Origin of the sequence: Oribacterium sp. WCC10 (assembly GCF_900113415.1) — a bacterium.
Lineage (GTDB): Bacteria > Bacillota > Clostridia > Lachnospirales > Lachnospiraceae > Oribacterium.
Window position 1 is genome coordinate 17526 of record NZ_FOPH01000025.1, and the last position, 19200, is coordinate 36725.

A 19200-nucleotide genomic window follows, 5' to 3' on the forward strand; every position below is an offset into this window, starting at 1 on the left:
AAATATAAAAAGAGATGTCCTTCTTGGAACATCTCTTTCTAACTACGTTTTTGGTCATCCTCCTTATAATCTATGATTTATTTGGAGTCTGCTTTTTTCTCTATTCAATTGTCGTTCCACAGCCCCGTCGACTGAACTATGGATATGCGCGCATAATATGATGCCCTCATAGCTTAAAATCCTGATTTGGGCACAGAAAAAGACTCTGTTCCAAGCAGCTGCCTTTATCGCTACACGGAAAGAGTCTTAGTCTTCATTTAGTTCGATGACTTCATATTCATCATCGTGTTTCAATATTAAATTGTTTCATACCATACTACTAAGAAGTATGTGTCTTATTCTCCATCATTCTGTAAAAATCAAGAAAGTAGTCAGGTCCTTCCATCCATAATTTTGAGTCAAAATCATATAAACACTTACAGGCTTCTGAATCCAAAAGTTTGCTCCTTGCTTCTTCTATTGAAATATTCTCATTCATTGCCATATCTTCAATAGCATTAGTAAGAATCATATCTGCACATGCATTCATTTTATCAGATGACATATTTCCTTGCCTCCTGAAATTCCAAACAACAAATTGCATCTTCACTAAGAAAGCAGTATTGATCAGAAAGATGGTCTGGCAATAATTGTTCTATCGCAAAGTTGACTGCCTTTTCTGACCTTACATCTCCATATAGTCCATTTAGATACGCTGTAATAACAGGATTTGTAGTATCGTTAGCAATTTTTCCAATTACAATTTCTGCATTCATAATACTATCATTAATAAGTGGAATCAACTCCTCCGCCAAACGCTTTCTCCTGTTTTGAGAAATAAACCAAAGCCATTCTTTATCAGCATTATTAAACTCATGCACTAATATTTCTTTTGCTGGTTCATGATAACGAAACGATGATACATAACCATAATTCTGGGTTACAGATGCTCTTCCTGTATTCTGCGCCTTAATCAATGATGATCTGATGAAACTTTTTGCCTGATTAGGATCACTTGTAAGGTAAAACCCTTTTCCGAAATCTTTCCCTTTCATGCACTGGTCCAAATCTATGCTCTCAACAGCTGTATAGCTGCCATGAAAAAGAAGCATTCCATCTTTTAATTTCATAGAACGACTCCTTTACCTTTTAAATAATCAGAAATATCATCCAAATTATATTCGTCACCATTCAGATGGAATACTTCATAGCAAGACTCAATATACTGCCAAATATTGTACTTTGAAAAAATCCTGTTTACAGCTGACCTCGTAAGCTTATATTTTTCACTAAAAGCTCCTACTAATCTTATTTCCATATACAGAACTTCATTTATCATATTAAATACTCTCCATTTTTGATATCAGATAACAAAGTCGATGTACTCGCTGTAATTATACAATCTTTTCACAAGATTTGTCATTGTTTCACTTAGATATGACTCAACAGTATTGAGAGATTGAATATCAAAATGTCATTTGGTGCCCTTTCTCAGTAGCTTTTCATCTTATATCTCTGTTCCCTTTGATGCTGCTTTTGTTTTCTCAGGCTTCGGCTTTACAGGCTGCCTGGCTGACTCCTTTTTCTTGTCTTCAAGGTTTCCAAGGAGTGATTCTTTATTTCTTGTCTTATAGACCTCCATCAGTTCCTTAAGCTCTGTATTCGGAACCTCTTTGACATCTTTACTCCACTCCTTCCTGCCATCTTCTCTGGTCCCGGCAACAACCGGCTTAGTAATCCTGGTCGTACCATCTTCGGGAAGCTTCATCCATACACCATTTCCGAACTTATTCTCATGGATCATCTTAGGATTGATCACAAATGAAGCCCATGGAGTATGATCTTCCTTATCTGCATTTGGTATCTTTACCTCTACAAATTCATGCCCGCTCTTTGATGTAAATGGCTTACCAACAAGTCCCTTGCCGAACTTAATGGTTACTTCCTTAACTTCCTTTGGTTCCGGGATCTCTCCATTTGCCATTGCTCTTTCAGCCTCCTGAATCCATTCCGGCAAATCACCAGGCATGATAGGTTTTGTTTCTGCCATATCGTTTCTCCTTTCCATTTATTGTATTAAAAAAGGATGTACGCCTTCGCACATCCCGAAATCACTCAACAGATTCTATTGCCGTTAGGTATCTTTCTCCTGTTGGATAATCATCAATAACAGATTCATATTTTTTCTGAATTAATCATATAGCCTTACTCCGCTTCAATGACCTGATATTTATCATCCGCATGCAGTATGAGTTTATGACTAAGGAACTTATCGATATCGAACCAGTTCTTTTTATCATAGTCAGCTGTCAGCCTGTAGTTCGGATGTTGTGTCAGGTCATATTTGTCAGAGAAGAATGGTCTCACACCTCTTACCTGCACTATACATTTTGAACCGTCCATGACTGCCAGCTGATCCATGCTCATAAGATCATGCCCCAGTTTCTGATAATTCATGTTGTAACTTTGGGACTGTCCCCGGGTCTCACCGGTGTTGTACATATCTATGGTCTCTTTGCCAAGAATCTCGTTAAGATCCTTCAAAGTTGACTTTTCAGAACCGCCGAGGAATATCTGCGAATCACAGTTACCGATGATGGTGTCTGCATTATCCTTATACAGTGCCTTTAGCTGTGATTTAGCCTGTAAAACAAGTGCCGCTGAAATCTCACGGCTTCGGATAGTTGCCATAAGCTTCTCGAGATTCGGTATCTGTCCAATGTTCGCTGCCTCATCGATAAGACATCTTACATGTACAGGAAGTCTTCCTCCATATACATCGTCAGCCTTCTCGCAGAGGAGATTAAAAAGCTGGGTATATATCATACTGATCAGGAAGTTGAAGGTCGCATCAGTATCCGACATTATGAGGAACAGTGCCGTCTTCCTGTCTCCCAGTTTATCAAGCTCAAGTTCATCATATGCCGTTATCTCACGCAGCTCTCTGATATCAAATGGAGCAAGCCTTGCACCACAGCTCACAAGTATGGATTTTGCGGTCTTGCCTGCTGCAAGTTTATATTTTTTATACTGTCTTACAGCAAAATGTTCCGGATCCTTTGCTTCCAGTTCATCGAACATCAGATCTACCGGATTCTTGAATTCCTCATCATCCTCACGTACTTCCATAGCATTTAACATTTCAAGAAGTGTTGAGAAGTTCTGCTCCTCTTCAGGTGCTTCATAGTATATGTATCCTATCAATGCCGTATATAGCAGCTGTTCTGCCTTGGTCCAGAATTCATCTCCGCTTTTTCCGTCTCCCTTTGTGTTGGCGATCAGTGTTGTTACAAGCTTCAGGATATCCTTTTCATCATGAATATAGGCGAAAGGATTGTAATGCATGGATCTTTTGAAGTTTATGGTATTGAAGATCTTTATCTCATAGCCATTCTTCAGTAATGCTAGACCACATTCGTTCACTACAGTTCCTTTAGGATCAGTAACAACATAGCTCGAATGCATCTGGAGGAGGTTTGGCTTCAAAACAAATCTTGTTTTTCCGGAACCACTGCCTCCAACAATTAGCAGGTTCTTATTTCTGGCATATTTCGGAATCTTGGGTCTCGAACTCATGGTGAGTCTCTCGGATTGAGATAATATGACATTGTTTTTGAACTCCGGATCTATAAAAGGTTCTATGTCTGCATGGGTTCCCCACCTGGCGGAGCCATATTCTTCATTATGACGATACTTCTTGGCATTCTTACCTTTCAAATACACTAAAAGCCTCAATCCTCCGGCAACAGCTGCTCCAACACACAGGTCCACGGGATGAATACTTGGCAAAGGATTCGTAAAAGCCTGTCCGAAGCATCCGTCCATTATGAGGCTTTGTAATTTCTCAGAAGCATTAACACCTGCTGCCAGCCTCCATGCTTCTCCTATGTTCGTGGCAAAAAGTCCCAAGGCAGCATAAGGAACATTAAGAATCAGTTTCTTCTTAAGTTTGCTGTTCATAGCTCCAGATCCTTTCTCTTTTCCACAGCCTTCTTCGGAATCGAGGCAACAATATCCTTGAATTTTCTTAGTTTATCAAGGATGCTGGCCCTGCCTTCTTTCTGGATTTTAAGTTGTTTAGCGGTATATTCATTAACTACAGCTGTTATTGCGTCCGCATCTCTGGCTTTGAAGAACACAGAATACTTCGGCGGGTCCAGTTCTGTAGATTTGACTATGGCGAAGTCTACACCATACTTGTTTGCAATTCTCCTGAAATCTCCAAGACCTAAATCATCGATGTCAACTGACTGAGCTCCCTGATCCTTTCTAATGAGCTGCTTTACAGACATTTCGCCATGTTCCGGATGAATCTTGTTCTTGATTGCATTAACAGGAAAACCTGCAACTTTCTTCAGTATATTTACAAGCATCTTTTCTGACGGAATAATAATGCTCTTATATACGAATCTTATTGCAGGTTTTGCTATTTCTTTTTTGAACTCTCCAATAGATTCCTTGGATAGATCTTCATTAATCATTCATGCTCGCCTCCTCTTTGAAATCTATTCTTCGTTTCATACCAATTGTTTTATGAATTAAACCACTTAACATTTATCTATCAAAATGTCTCAGCATCATTCACTCCAAAACCTGAGACAAGGTCATTTCCAATCCTTACCGGCACCAGAATATAAGTGATGGCCTCCATAAGTTTGAACATAATATCGTCTCTTGTTGTCTCCGGACTCTTGAATATTTTCATCAGGGCTGTACCAACAAATACCTTTTCATCACCTTCCTTTAAGATATGTCTATAATCGAATTCAAACTCCACTCCTCCCGGAATTTTCATACATGCATATACTCCCTTTTGGCGGATGTTTGATACATGTTCCTTGTATTCAGCATCAGATAATTCTTTGAAATCTCCTTTACTTGTCACTAATACAGCAACATAATCTTCATGTTCATTACCTGCGTGATTCCACTCTGTTTTATCCACTTCCGTTTCAAATACACCATCATTAACAGGATCCATATTTATGCCTAATCTAAACTTTTTCATTCTTTCTCCTTTTCATTAACGTATATCAATTTGAATATCCAAATCGTTTTACTTTGTCTTACCTTGTAACAACAATCAATGACCACAGTAGCCTCATGATCTGTTACAGTCATATAACTTCTTTATGCAGGGCCAGCAAAAGCTTTTACCTCTCTCATAACAGCAAGGCGTCTTACAGTTACAAGGGTAAAAAGAAGGAGCCTGCTTATTTGCAGACCCCTTACCTCTTCTATGTTTTCTTGATGCTTTATTCTTTTCTTTACTCATAGTGTCTCGCCTTCTCTAGACTTGTTTTTTACTTCCTTTGAAGTCTTATCTGATACTTCCTTAGCTACTTCTTCTTTTTTAGCCTTAAGATTTCCAAGAAGAGAATCCTTATCAGAATCACGTCCTTCGGCTTCTTTTTCTGCAAGTCTTGATTCATACTTATCAGCCATTTCAAAGACATGTTCTTTACAATCGTAGTGATAAACATGATCTGTAAGCTGTTCCTCCGGTGCAACCTGTGTTTCATTAACATCCCTTACCATCGCTTCCAGGTCTTTCACAGACATATCACCGTTATCCTTCACAAGCAGCACCTCATGAATGCTGCTTGGAAGTACATAGTAATCACCACCGATCTTTTCTGCTGCTTCCTCAAAAAAATTAGGATAAGCAATGACTCCTGCACCGTGAATCTTATCCGGTACAGTCGCTACAAACATTTTTTCATCCTGTGTATCCATTCCCGGAGGCATTTCTACACCCATTATTTCAGATAATACTTCTGACATTCCTCTTATCTCAGACGGTCTGATTTCCGGGGCATTAAGCATTGCATCAGCATGTAACTGCTCTTTGGTAACTCCAAACTGCTCCATAAGCTTGTTGGTAATAAGAACTGTGCCATTGCCTGAATCATTCTTATCAAGCACTAATCTATAAACCACAGCCATGTCTTCAATACGCTCATGTGGAATGTTTAAGAGCATCTCTGCATTACGTTCCGCTGATACCACATCAATAGAAAGCTTATCTTTCATCACTTCGTAATTTGTAAGATCCTGAATGTCTACATTCGGAGTATTCCTAAGCCCTTCCGTTATTTTATTTACGGCCGAAGTCAACATCTTGCTGTAACTCTGACCATCCTCAACTGCTGAATACATAGCGCTGAGATTTGCATTAACTCCGATATTACTGTCCTCAGGAGTGATAGTTAATGCATCATATGATGAATTAAGCTTTTCCATATGATGTTCCTGAATATTTACTGTAAGACCTCTTGTTTTAAGCATCTTGCCAAGATCTTCCTTAACACTTTCTTTGAACTTCTCGTAATCCATATTTTGTCCTTTCCTGCAAAGTAGATGATTGTAGCGGATGATTCTATCCACCTCAGTTGTTTCAAGTCGTCACTTGAATTTTGAGCAAAAAAATACGCCAGACTCATGATCTTCTGATCACAAGCTGACGCTTCATCTTTTGCCATATTCTTTTGCAAAAGAAAAGAAGAAACAAGTTTTTCCTTGCTCCTTCTTCCATTCTAATAATATCATGCCTTTAAAACGGATACAATCATGAATGTATCATCAATCTATAACCTATATATAATACAATCATCATATTTTTATAATAAAATTGTTGCAACTTGTTGTTTGCGAGACAAAACCTATGACTTTGGTTACGATTAAGAATATCAATTATTAATTGCTCTTACTATTCCAATAGCTTAAATTCAAAAGTGCATATATAACACCTGCTATTACCATAGTGATGATTTGTTCTTTACGTGGGGCATGTAGTCTGAATTCATAGCTGAAGAACAGAACCGTAAGACATCCGAAGATACTGCACAGCACACGAATAATTATAAAGGAATGCTGCAATACAATCATTACAATTACTGATGCTATGAATATTCCTAAATAAACATTTCGCTCCCATCCATTATTTAACGTTAACATAATCGGTAAGCAACTGATAAAAATAGAATTCAGAATATCTATTCTTTTTAATAAAAATCCCAACATCCCTAATATTGCTGATATTGCACCAAAAAACAGCATACTAAAAAGGAAACCACCTATTGTTGAACTGATATCATCTGTCAAGCTGTAAGGCTTTCTGTAATCATCCCATTCATCCATATCTATCTACCTCTATCTGGCATCATCGATTTTCTTTACATAAACAGCAGCTCTAGAAAGAAATTTTGCTTCCATTTCTCCGTCTTTATTTACAATTGCCCTATCTATACCCTTTATCAAGCCATTACGTATAGCCTCATTATATATCTTCCCTAAACGAGCCCTTACCGACGCGGCTGATTCCTTTATACCATACTCAATAATTATCCTGTCTACATTTTTAAATGTCGGTAAATCGGATAAGGTAAACTCTGCTTTCATGTCTTCAGATTCTTTTATCAAGGACTCCATTGCATAGCTATAGTCATATACATTACCTACTGAGAATGCTTTCTCAAGTTCGTTCACGATCATATTATTCACACTAAGAAAATTATCATCAGCAGCCTTCTTAATTTGATCATAGAGTTCCTGACTAATTGATAAATTAACTCTTGGCATAATATCCTCCTATGAGTGTTGTGCAACTCTCTATGTATTCATTATATGAGTGTTGTGCAACAGTGTCAATATATTGATCATATGAAGACACCGTCCCCAGTGGGTTATGCTCTAGGCGTAGCTGTGCACTCCCGGAAGCAGAGTATTTACACCGATATAAGTAAATATCACACATACAAAGCCAATTATGGAAAACCAGGCGGCCCGCTTCTCCTTCCATCCGCTTCTGAGTCTCAGATGAAGATAGATGAAATAGATAAACCAGGTAACTAAAGACCAGGTTTCCTTCGGATCCCAGGACCAGTAACTGCCCCAGGCATTCTCCGCCCAGATGGCGCCCGATATCATACAAAAGCTAAGGAATAAAACCCCGAGGCTTACTGCTCTGTAACTGATGATATCCAGTTTTTCACCGGAGGGCACGTGTTGCTCAAAAAAAGCATTGGCAACTGATCTTGTACGAAGGAGATACATGATAGAAATGGCAAAGGAAACTCCAAAGGCACCATAGGCTATGATGGCAGTGGATACGTGGAATCCCAGCCAATTGCTCCTGAGTGATGGCATGAGCTCATGTACCTCTTTACTCTGCATTGCAGCATAACCTATCATCAGAAATATCACAGGAACGGAGAAGGTAGCCAATGCCTGAAACTTGTATTTGTATATAAAAATGATGGACACAAAGCATAAACCCCAGGCAAATGCAGACGCAAACTCATACTGGTTGGTGATGGGAAGTCTTCCTGCATTTATACCTCTTATAAGCATCACAACAGTATGGAGAAGGAAGCCTGTAATCAAAGTTCCGTTTCCTAACTTTGTGACCTTAAGGTTTTTGAACACAAAGAAGACAAAAAAGAGGATCATGCTGACAAAATATAAAAGCATGGTCACCGTAAACAAGTTGTTTTCTAAATTAAAAAGTGTTTCACTTTTCATAGTTATTTCCTTTCAACTTCGCCTTAACTCTGTCAGCAAAAAGAATTCCGCTCTTACCGCCGCTTCCAAAGACCAAATATCCATCACCCTCCTGTTTCAACCATATTTTCTCCGGCTGAACATACAGAGAAAGGAATAATCCCAAAAGAAGAACCACACCACCCAAAAGTACAAAATAAGTGAAACTGTCCTTTTTGATCTGAATAAGCGTATAGTTTCTCGGGTTGTCAAATGTCACGGTATATTCGTCTATGGTCAGCTCTTCACCTTCCATAAGTGTGTTCATCCCAAGTACCGAACCCTGGAAATAAACAATATACAGATATGCAGGATTATTGAATTTGGAGCTCAGGGTCAAGGGACCCTTTTCTCTGTCGTAATGATAATCGGGATAAAATGCCATGAATCCGATCTGCAGATCCGTTTTATCAGATACAGTCACATAATTCCCTGCTTCTACCGCTTCTTCCTGGAGAAGCTCGCCGTTTTCAAGTATGTGCATGTCTGCAGCCCATCCAGTGGAATTCTGAAAGAACTTCATTCCAAACAATGATGCAGGAGCATTGACAGAAACACTGGCACTTTCCTTTGCACCCGTTGCTGCATTTCGAACTGTGATATCCGAGGTGTACTGTTCCACCGTATCATCAGCTCTCAGACCGATGTTAAAATCATCAATCTGAAGAATATAATCCGTATCTCCAATCTGTTTTGCATCTCCCGGAAGGCCATAAACGGTATACTCCACTTTAGACATCTGCCCAAAAGAAAATCCCAGTATCAAAAGAAGCACTCCTATGTGAGTGATAAGCGGGCCTAAAAGTCCTGCCTTATGTCTGAATCCAACTATATAACTCTGCTTTGTTTCGTTTTGCTTTGTTTCAGATTGCTTTGTTCCGGATTGCCTCGAAAAACCCAGACTTTTCAGAAATGCCTCCGGGTCTTTTGAAAGTCTTCCGATATAGTGCGGACTGCTCTCTACTGAGACATTATTTGAAATGCTGTTTTCATCCGGAAGATCTCCGAAGCTCTTCCACCTTTTTATAAGTGCCGGTGTCCTTAATATGGAGCAGGTAAAGAGATTGAGGCACAGGATGACAGTAAATGCCACGAACCACCAGCTGTGAAAAACATCGTCAAGACTCAGTGCCATTATCAGCCCCGCTGTTCTGTCGCCATATTGCTGCTGGTATAACTTCATGATCTGACCTTGTGGTATCACAGAACCTATGACACATCCGATGATCAAAAGTCCCAGTAAGACCAGGGCAAGCTTCATGGACGAAATGAATTTGTAGAATTTTTTAAAACCGTTCATATCCCATCCCCAAATTTTTGCATACATAAGTCCTACGCATTGCTTCGCTTACGAACTTTCAGAATGCAATGTAGCCTGATGCAAGACTTATGCTCTAATTATACAATAAGAGAGGAGGAAAAATCCTCCTCTCTTTAGATATGCACTGAATATTAGTTTAAGTCTATCAATAAGGCGCTATAAGCATTTCTCTTGGAAATCCATCATACCTTGTGAGCCTGTATCTTCTCCATTGCCTGATTAATCATTTCCTCTGAGGTATCAAGGCACTTATAAGCAAGCTCACTGTTGTGTGCGCCCTCTGCATTCTCAACATAATCCCAGTCAAAGTACCACTCGGCATCACTGTAGATCTCGCGAACCTCGTTCAATTCATCCTCAGTCCACTTACCGCTCTGGTTTGCTTCAACGAGAGCCTTCTTAAGCTCCACAAGCTTGTCGCCTACTTCGTCTTCTCGGGCATGAACCTTCTCCTGTATACCATGAACGAATTCAACCATATCCGTACTTCCATGACACTGAGCACAGCTCTCAAGGAGGGTCTTACTCTCCAGAGGACTCACAAGCTCATGTGACTTGTAGGTACTTCCGTCAGCTCTTGTAACTGTTTCCATGTGACAGTCAGCACAGCTAAGCATCTTTCCATGCTTTCCCAAAAGGAAGGTCTCGAATTCAGGATGCTGAGCCTTAAGCATCTTGGCACCTGTAGATTCCTGTGTCCAGTCAGTGTAGCCGATTTCCTTATAATACTTAAGCTCCGGTTCAGGTCCCATGGTATCCAGACTGCTGTAAGGAACGGTACATTCAAGAATTTCAGGTTTGAAATAATACTCTGTATGGCACTGACCACAGGCAACATTCGCTGCATGGATGGAGCCAACATTATCACCAAGCGCGTCTGCCATATACTGATGGGTGACTGTAAGCTGTCCCATGGCTTCGTTATTGCCATGACAGTTATAGCAGCTGATTCCTTCATTCAGGGAAGAAAAAACCTCTTCGAAATCCTTGGTATAAGCATCAACACCTATATCATTGACCAGCTTGGTGAAATTAACAGTCTTACAGGTAAGACAATTGGCCTTTGCATGAGGTCTTGCCGTCTCATGAACGTCATCAAGATCATAGTAGTGACCTCTGGCGCTCTTATAGTCTTTTGCAAAACCATAACCTTCATACAGTTCAACCAGATAAGGATCATCTACGAGATAATCGGTCTGATAATCATGCTTGCTGTTCAGCTTGATGGACTCAACGATATCCGGAAAGACCTTTGCCCACTCATCAGCAGAAATTACCCCGTCCGGATTTGCGGCCTTTGGCGTCATTGCTGCCGCCTCCTGTTCAGTTTTGGCAACCTCCTGCTTCGGAACACTCATCTTGTACAGGTTTACAATCAGCCCGAACAACAGAATGGGAGCTGCCATGACTACCAACCAGTAATCTTTTAATAGCTTTTTCATGATAGACCTCAACTTTCCTAAGCTTACTATCTCTTCTAAAAATCAATAAAACCCAGCTACAATAAACACGATCATTTTTGTGCACACCAAAAGAGCGGACACTTATACTTAATAACAGTTTATACCAATGGAATAAATTTTTCCATACCTTTAAGTATCAAAATTAATTTTTTAGTTATGTAGAATCCGGCTCATCCTTGACATTTATGCCGGTTTTTGGAGCAAATTAGATCTGCATCTGTATGTCAGAGATAAACGGCAGAAAAACTTACGTTTATAGAGGGGGATGGAGGTTATAGCATTTCTTCCAATGCCTTCTTATATATTTCTTTTCTCTCCTTCTGGCTGTGAACCTCCTGCCGAATACGGGTTCTGAGGTTCCCCATTTTCTCATTTATCTCGCCGATATTTTTCGGAATACATTCTGAAATTCTGTCCCGAAGAAATTGTGTGACTAACGGGCTCTTTCCCCCGCTACTGGCTGCGATCACAACATCTCCCTGCCGGCAGACCGCCGGAAAGATAAAACTGCACTTTTCTTCCTCATCTACAGCATTAACAAGTATACGTTCTTTTTTGCATAATTCCGAAATGTGAGCATTTAGTTCCCCATCCCCGGTGGCAACGATCACCAGAAAATAATCTTCAGCTTTTAATAAAAGGTCACTATCTTCAAATTCTTTTTCTATGAGAGTCACATCCTTAGGAAATTCATGTTTAAATTCCTTAGCTATCACAGAAACTTCAGCCCCGTAGGACAACATGGTTTCTGCCTTCCGAAGTGCAGTTGCTCCGCCTCCGATTATGAGAACCTCTCTGTTCTCCAGATTTATCATTATAGGGAAATATGCCATTACGGTTTTCTCTCCTGTCACAAATCTTTTCGTGTATTGCTGCCGGTTAAGCCGCAAGATATCACATAAATATGTCTTTATATCGTTCCCTCAGTAAAATACTTCATCCCGATCTTCTTCAGTTCCCTTACAGTCCTTAGCTCCGCATATTTTTCATGGGGAATGTTTTCCTTTAACATATCCATTATGCTGTGGTACTCATCCTCAGTTCTCGCATGAAGCATGGTGTAAAAGTTATAATCAAAATCCCGATCCTTTTCCCTAAGATAGCAGTGGGACAGATTCTTACAGGAAAGAACTGATTCAGGCAGCTTATCCATATCCTCTTCTTTTACATCCCAGACCACCATGGAGTTGATGCTGTAGCCGACTTTATGATGGCTTAACGCTGCGGATATCCTCTTCAACCTTTTTTCCGCTTTAAGCTTCCCGGTCATAAGGAGCACATCCTGTTCTTCCAGGCCGATTTTTTCACCTATAACCTTAAAAGGTCTTTCCCAGAGGGGGAACTGTTTCTGAAGCTCACGAATCAGACGGATTTCCTCAGGGGTGACCGCCTGAAGATGTTCTCCAACATCTTTACAAAGCCCCGTACGATTCGAGTCTCCGGCGATGCCGGTCATAAATGCACTCTTTTTCACAGAATCGATTCTGACACTTATCTGCGAGTCTGCAGCCACGCTCTCACTTCGTATCTCCTCTTTACCATCGAGATCAAACAATACCTTAAGCTTGAACATCTTTGTCTTTTTAAAGACATAAATCTTCCTCACTAGTCCGCTTCCCTGAATCTCAGAAAGGATACGGGTTCTGTCCGCTTCATCTTTTGTTGATAATGTAAACCAGCCGTTTATCCTGTGGTCTCTCAGGTAGTTATGAGTGATACACGGATACCTGTCCAAAAATTCTTTGTATAGTTCAATGTTTTCCTCCGGAACCACAGCACTGCAAAGCACAGACTGATATCCCAATAATTCGGCTTCAAAAAAACCCGAAATCCTCCTGATAATCCCGGTCTCTGCCATACTGCGGATTTTCTCCAGAACAGTCTCTTCCGGTAACCCAACACTATCTGCAATACACAGGTAGGGTCTTTCGGTTAAGTCAATTCCATTTTGTAGCTGTAGAAGAATTGCTTTGTCTGAATCATCAGGAACCATCTGTGTCCCACTCATTTTTACTGTCATTGCCCCCTGAGCCTCTATACTCTATCTCATCTATAAATGCATGTTTTACGCCGATTATTTCTGACACACAGATGTCAGTCTAGTCGGCTCTATTCCGGTTTTCCAATTAAAATGTCAACTAATGCTGATCGGGACCACGCAGGTTCCCTCACAGGATCCCCTTTATCTCATATACGACATACAGAAATCTATCTACTGATACTTTAAAACATTTCTTTCCTCCGCAGTCAGATAGCACGCCGGATCCATTCCCCAGAAATCCCCGCTTACGGCTTCCGCTCTGGTTCTGAAATTACCGTTACAACAGTTTAGCCAACAGCAGTTCCTACAGGTTTCCGGCAACAGCCCATGTCTGTCCTTAAGTCCTGCCTGTACAGGATTTTCAGTCGAAGTCCAAATCTCCCCAAAGGGCTTTTCCAGAACATTACCAAAGGTATGCTGAGGTGAGAACTGATCCGGATGAACATTACCGAGATAATCGATGTTTCCGAAAGCCATTCCTGATCTATTGCCGCCATTCCTTCGGAGCATCGACAAAATATACTTTGCTCTTTCCGGATCCTTTTCTTTTAATTTGAGATAAAGATACGGTCCGTCTGCATGGTTATCCACCATAAGAACTTCTTTTTTGAGACCTCTCCTGTAAAAATCCAGTGTCCTGTCTATAATAAGATCAAGAACCTCTCTGCTCTCTTCAGCAGTCAGATCCTCATCACGTATAGCCGACCCTCTGCCGGAATATACGAGGTGATAGAAGCAGATACGGTCAACATCTTCTTTCTCCAAAACGTCAAGCACATCCCCGACTTCCCGGTAGTTTTCTTTATTGATAGTAAATCTGAGTCCGACACGCTGCCCTACGGCCCTACAGTTTCTGATGCCTTCCATTGCCCTTTTATACGCGCCGTCACATCCCCTGAAGAAGTCATTGGTCCCCTCAAGTCCATCCAGGCTGATGCCTACATATCCGACTCCGATATCTTTTATCTTCCCGGCAGTTTCCCGATCGATAAGCGTTCCATTAGTTGAAAGCGTAGGCCTGATACCTCTCTTTGCGGCATGCTCCGCAAGTGTAAAGAAATCCTTCCTCGATAAAGGTTCTCCTCCGGAAAAAAGGATCACCGGCACATGAAAATCTGCAAGATCATCTATAACCTTGAGAGCCTGTTCGGTAGTAAGCTCCCCTTCATACTTTTTGTTTTCCGAACCCGCATAGCAGTGTCTGCACTTTAAATTACAGCTTCTTGTGTAATTCCAGACCACCACCGGACCTTTGCCTTCTGAAACTCCGTTACGTTGTTCGGCGGCCCCCTTTTTATAGCGAAGCTCATCGCCAAAATATGTATCTTCAGTCAGCATTCTGGTAAGACTAAGCATCAGACTTCTCCCTCAATCTTCCGTAGGCACAATAAGGATCCTCCGCAAGAATATCTCCGTTGTTGTAGTAAGCGGCTCTGGCTCTGCAGCCACCGCAGGAATCTTTATATCCACAGTTCTCACAACTTCCCTTGTAATCCTTGGTTCTCAGTTTCCTGAACAGGTCGCTGTTTTTCCAGATATCATCAAATTCTTTTTTTCTAATGTCTCCGGCCTCCTCAAGCATGTACGCGCATGGACGCACCTTTCCCACCGGACTTACGATGCAGTAGGTAAGCCCGGCAAGACATCCTCTGGAGAATCTTGGACTTACTTTCACATCAAGCTGTTTTGCAACCCTCATGAACTGAGGTGCACAAGTCGGCTTAATGGTTATGGCGACCTCGTTCTGCTTCAGCATGATATCCTTAAGCAGCTGCTCATAAGCTTCCACCTGCACCTGATGATCCTCAATCATTTTCCCTCTTCCCACAGGTATAAGGAAGAATATGTAAACTGCGATAGCCCCAACCTTCACACCGAAATCAATAATATCGAGGATCTCGTCTCTGTTCCAGTCCATTACTGTTACATGAAGCTGGAACGGAAGTCCAAGCTTCCGACAGTTATCTATGCCCTCCATGGTTTTTTCGTAGGCTCCGGCATCCCCACGGAATTCATTATGCTTTTTTGCATCCAGGCTGTCCAGACTTATGCCCATGGCACCGGCTCCGGCATTCTTTAGTTTTTCAACCACACTTTCCGTAAGCAGAGTACCGTTAGTACCGAATACCGGACGAAGTCCCTTGTCCTTAGCGTAGCTTACAAGTTCAAATATATCCGGCCTGGTTAAAGCTTCCCCGCCGCTGAATATCATTATCCTGAAACCGGCTCTTTGTATTCCGTCAATAAGCTTCTTTGCCTCATCGGTTGTCAGTTCTTCAGCCTTTTTTTCACCGGCATCCTGATAACAATGCTTACATTTAAGATTACAACTATTGGTTGTCATCCATGAAACGATCACGTTAATCTCCTTTTTGAGCCGCTTATCATATTTCACTAAGATAAAATTCTGATCGACTCTTCAACAAATGCATATTTCACCATGAAGCTTTGACACACTTCTTCCGGACTGCATGGCTATAATTCCATATCTTTCAATATGACTTCACTTATTCCCCCGGCAGTATACTCCCCTGCCATCAGGAACTCTCCATCATAGTGTTCTCTAAGTTTTTTCGCAGTGCTTGGCCCTATACAAACCGGTACAGTTCCATCAGAAAGTGAACAGAAAGTAAAAAAAGCTTCAACACCTCTTCCGCTTCCGAATATCACATAATCAGAATCCACCTGCTTTTTTCCGTCTCCGGCAAGCTTTTCATTAACTAAAGTCCTGTATATAGGCACTTCATCAAAATTTATTCCGCCCTTTTTAAGTTCCTCCGAAAGAGCCTCTGAACTTATCTCCGCTCTCAAAAGAAGGCATCGATCATTCTTTCCGAGATGCTCCGCAAGCTCACGACCAAGCACCTCCGCAGTATATTCCGACGGTACAAAATCCGCGTGGATTCCATGAACCCGAAGGTCCTCGTCAGTTCCCGAACCTATGCAGGCGAATTTTAGCTTCATGATTGAACGCAGATCTATCTGACTTTCCATCAGATATGAGAAGAATGCCTCGATCCCGTTTCTGCTGGTGAAAACTATCCAACTGTAGTCTTCGAAGCTTTTTGGCATCTTCTCAAATAAGAACCTGACTTCCATTGTGGTCATGGGAACAAGCTTTGCTTCCAGCTTCTCAAGAGCCTTACATTGGATATTCACAAATCTTTCAGTACCGGTAACTGTAATTGTCTTTTTTTCTACATCAGACCTTCCGGTATCACATACCTTATCAGCTGCATCATCGCAATTCACATCAGAATCACACTTTGCACTATATTCTTTATCCTCATTACAGTATGAATCTATGAGATGCTCCTGGTCAACAACATTGCTGTAATCTGTTTTACATCTTAAATCCATCCCCGCCACCTGACCTATAACTATGATCCCCGGGGTCAATGCCTTTCCCTCGCACACATCCGCTATATCGGAAAGCTTACCATCAAAACGCTGCTCCTCTTTGCAATAAGCTTTTGACAATACGCTTACCGGAGTATCCTCCGGCTTCCCATACTCCATCAGTTTCCCACATATCTCTCTCAGATTCTTTATTCCCATAAGGAATACAAGTGTGCCGGGATTTTTTGCAAGATTCTCCCAATCCACTCTGATTTCCCCATCTTCCATTGTATGACCGGTAACCACGGTAAAGGAACGTGCCACGCCCCGATGGGTTACAGGAATTCCGAATCTTTCGGGAACAGCAACACATGATGTTACACCGGGTATGACCTCATGGCGGATGTTTTCTTCCATGAGTGCAAGGATTTCCTCTCCGCCTCTTCCGAAAACGAAACTGTCTCCACCCTTAAGGCGGACAACATTATTTCCTTCCTGCGCTTCCCGGATCAGTATGCGGTTGATCTCCTCCTGAGGAAGACTGTGCTTTCCGGATCTTTTCCCAACATATATTCGTTTTGTTTTCTGAGGAATCCGGGAAAGAACTTCCACAGCCAGAAGATCATCATAAACTATGACATCAGCATTACTTACAGCATCAAGACCTTTTAGGGTTATAAGACCTTCTCCGCAGCCTGCTCCCACAAGGGTAACCTTACCTGAACGGTTTCCGGTTAATTCCCTTACCATATCATCACAAACACTCTTATGGTTCTTGACCTTACCTGTCCGCTCGCATTTTTTGCCCCTGAACATAGCCGAAATACGAACTTCTTCTCCATCTATCTCTGCATGTGCTCCCACGGGAAGAGTGCAGTCCGCTTTCATCCTGCTGAAAAGATATCTTTCTATTCCGAATCGAAGCTTCGTTACTGGATCAGATATTCTGTCAAGAAGCTCCACGATCTCCCTATCTTTTTCACGACATTCCACTGCGATCATTCCCTGACAAACGGCAGGGATGCACTCCCTGATATCAAGTCTTCTGATGTCATATTCCTGAAAATCCAAATCAAGCCTGTCCAGCGCTGCTGCCGCAACAACAATGGCAGTGTACCGGCCTTCACTTAATTTTCTGAGTCTCGTGTCAACATTACCACGGAGGTTTTCAAAAACCGCCTTCGGAAAAAGCTGTTCTAATTCACTTATCCTTCTGGGGCTTCCTGTGCCTATGACCATAGGTTGTTCAGGTCCCGCGCCCTTTAATGTCACAAGGCAATCCCTTGCGTCGCCTCTCTTTGGCACGCCGCCTATCACCAGCCCCTCTCCCAGATCATATGGAAGATCCTTTGCGCTGTGAACAGCGATGTCAGCATTACCCTCAATAAGTTCCGTCTCAAGAGAACGTATAAAAAGCCCATTCCCTCCTATTTTGGATAGTGCATCCTTTTGATTATGATCCCCTTTGGAGTGAACTACCTTGATCTCATAGTCTATATTTTCTTTCTTAAGAAGGCCGCAAACTATATCTGTCTGAGCCAGAGCGAGCCTGCTTCCTCTGGTTGCAATGATTAGTTTTTTCATAATGCAGAATAATCAGCAAATGTAGTTTTTAACAAGTGGATAAATACGATTATAGGTTACTGCAGCCAAAGCGCAGATTATAAAATCCGGAATGACAGTGCTCAGAAACCATACTTCAATAAGTGCAACTACGCCGATGGATTTTCCGTTTGTGAGAACATAGTTGTACATTATGAAATAGTATAGAAGCCCAAAGAAATAATATGCCATCTCACCAAGAAATGCGGCAAGTATGAGTTTTCCCATACCTTTTCCGCTCTTACTTTCAGTAACGAGACCGCTGATCCAGGCTGCGGCTATGAATCCGATTATAAATCCGAAGGTCGGCTTCATCATATACTGGATACCGCCACCATGTGCAAAAACCGGAACTCCCATAAGCCCTACCAGCACATAAGCAAGCACACTATAGAAACCATTTTTGCTGCCGAGGAACATCCCTGCCATAACAGCAAAAAATATCTGTAGCGAAAATGTCACCTGCCATATTCCGATTGGGAGCATGATCTTTATAAATGCTCCTACAGCCATGAGTGCTGTGAAAAGACCACATAAGACAAGTGATGTCGATTTAGTTATATTCAGATTCTTTGTCATTTCCTTTCCCCTTCTTTTCCCTAAAATAAAATTCCTAAATCCACAAAATGATAGATAGATTATATCATGTATAAGTTCTTATTTCTATCGCAGTAATCCCACCGACCGACGTGAAAATAGAAAGCAATATAGAGCTGAAACTAAGATCAAAGTTCTGTGGTATTAATCTTTATACTTTTTATCTTTTTATATACGATTGTAATAAATGCCGGAATTTGTGTAAAATGATATTCAGTAAGGAATATTCATGGAGGAAAAAAGCATGCCTAAGGTAAGCATAATTGTCCCTATTTACAATGCCGAAAAAGCCGTCAGGAAATGTATAGAGAGCATAG

At 41.3% G+C, this 19200-nt stretch carries 19 protein-coding genes; all 19 read right to left on the reverse strand.

Annotated features, from left to right (window positions below; genetic code table 11):
• Positions 1-319 precede the first annotated feature (319 nt).
• A complete protein-coding gene (locus BM294_RS13950; RefSeq protein WP_091209500.1) occupies positions 320-544 on the reverse strand; it encodes a hypothetical protein in 225 nt (74 codons plus the stop codon).
• Positions 534-1109: a DUF3990 domain-containing protein gene (locus BM294_RS13955; RefSeq protein ID WP_091209502.1), complete on the reverse strand. Its 576-nt coding sequence runs from the start codon at positions 1107-1109 to the stop codon at positions 534-536. The genes BM294_RS13950 and BM294_RS13955 overlap by 11 nt, the downstream gene beginning before the upstream one ends.
• Entirely contained in the window at positions 1106-1318 is a 213-nt protein-coding gene (locus BM294_RS13960) for a DUF3791 domain-containing protein (RefSeq protein WP_091209504.1), read from the reverse strand. Before BM294_RS13960 ends, BM294_RS13955 begins: the two co-directional genes overlap by 4 nt.
• A gap of 168 nt (positions 1319-1486) precedes the next feature.
• Positions 1487-2029, reverse strand: coding sequence for a hypothetical protein (locus BM294_RS13965; protein WP_175494703.1), 543 nt, complete (start codon positions 2027-2029; stop codon positions 1487-1489).
• 155 nt (positions 2030-2184) lie between these two features.
• Entirely contained in the window at positions 2185-3939 is a 1755-nt protein-coding gene (locus BM294_RS13970) for a VirD4-like conjugal transfer protein, CD1115 family (RefSeq protein ID WP_091209506.1), read from the reverse strand.
• On the reverse strand, positions 3936-4460 hold the full coding sequence (locus BM294_RS13975; RefSeq protein WP_091209508.1) for a PcfB family protein: 525 nt from the start codon (positions 4458-4460) through the stop codon (positions 3936-3938). Before BM294_RS13975 ends, BM294_RS13970 begins: the two co-directional genes overlap by 4 nt.
• 80 nt (positions 4461-4540) lie before the next feature.
• Positions 4541-4987, reverse strand: coding sequence for a hypothetical protein (locus BM294_RS13980; protein ID WP_091209510.1), 447 nt, complete (start codon positions 4985-4987; stop codon positions 4541-4543).
• A gap of 263 nt (positions 4988-5250) precedes the next feature.
• Entirely contained in the window at positions 5251-6315 is a 1065-nt protein-coding gene (locus tag BM294_RS13985; protein WP_091209512.1) for a DUF5688 family protein, read from the reverse strand.
• Between the two features lie 360 nt (positions 6316-6675).
• Positions 6676-7119, reverse strand: coding sequence for a hypothetical protein (locus BM294_RS13990; RefSeq protein ID WP_091209514.1), 444 nt, complete (start codon positions 7117-7119; stop codon positions 6676-6678).
• Positions 7120-7131: 12 nt separating this feature from the next.
• On the reverse strand, positions 7132-7560 hold the full coding sequence (locus tag BM294_RS13995) for a hypothetical protein (RefSeq protein WP_091209516.1): 429 nt from the start codon (positions 7558-7560) through the stop codon (positions 7132-7134).
• A 111-nt stretch (positions 7561-7671) separates the two neighbouring features.
• Positions 7672-8502, reverse strand: coding sequence for a c-type cytochrome biogenesis protein CcsB (gene ccsB / locus BM294_RS14000; protein ID WP_036612797.1), 831 nt, complete (start codon positions 8500-8502; stop codon positions 7672-7674).
• Positions 8492-9820: a cytochrome c biogenesis ResB family protein gene (locus tag BM294_RS14005; protein ID WP_036612799.1), complete on the reverse strand. Its 1329-nt coding sequence runs from the start codon at positions 9818-9820 to the stop codon at positions 8492-8494. The genes ccsB and BM294_RS14005 overlap by 11 nt, the downstream gene beginning before the upstream one ends.
• A gap of 203 nt (positions 9821-10023) precedes the next feature.
• Entirely contained in the window at positions 10024-11283 is a 1260-nt protein-coding gene (locus tag BM294_RS14010) for an ammonia-forming cytochrome c nitrite reductase subunit c552 (protein ID WP_036612801.1), read from the reverse strand.
• 293 nt (positions 11284-11576) lie between these two features.
• Positions 11577-12137 carry a precorrin-2 dehydrogenase/sirohydrochlorin ferrochelatase family protein gene (locus tag BM294_RS14015; protein ID WP_051671787.1) on the reverse strand — a complete coding sequence of 187 codons (561 nt, stop codon included), beginning with the start codon at positions 12135-12137 and terminating at the stop codon, positions 11577-11579.
• Between the two features lie 77 nt (positions 12138-12214).
• Positions 12215-13312 carry a siroheme decarboxylase subunit beta gene (gene ahbB, locus BM294_RS14020; RefSeq protein WP_139225898.1) on the reverse strand — a complete coding sequence of 366 codons (1098 nt, stop codon included), beginning with the start codon at positions 13310-13312 and terminating at the stop codon, positions 12215-12217.
• A 204-nt stretch (positions 13313-13516) separates the two neighbouring features.
• Positions 13517-14701, reverse strand: a complete 1185-nt coding sequence (locus tag BM294_RS14025) for a radical SAM/SPASM domain-containing protein (protein WP_036612806.1) — start codon at positions 14699-14701, stop codon at positions 13517-13519.
• The gene (nirJ2, locus tag BM294_RS14030) at positions 14694-15704 is read right to left on the reverse strand and encodes a putative heme d1 biosynthesis radical SAM protein NirJ2 (RefSeq protein ID WP_036612808.1); all 1011 of its coding nucleotides are present in this window, start codon (positions 15702-15704) and stop codon (positions 14694-14696) included. The genes BM294_RS14025 and nirJ2 overlap by 8 nt, the downstream gene beginning before the upstream one ends.
• A gap of 116 nt (positions 15705-15820) precedes the next feature.
• Entirely contained in the window at positions 15821-18268 is a 2448-nt protein-coding gene (gene cobA / locus BM294_RS14035; RefSeq protein WP_036612811.1) for a uroporphyrinogen-III C-methyltransferase, read from the reverse strand.
• A gap of 12 nt (positions 18269-18280) precedes the next feature.
• Positions 18281-18865 (reverse strand): biotin transporter BioY, encoded by a 585-nt coding sequence (locus tag BM294_RS14040; RefSeq protein ID WP_036612813.1) that lies wholly within the window; start codon positions 18863-18865, stop codon positions 18281-18283.
• Positions 18866-19200: the final 335 nt, after the last annotated feature.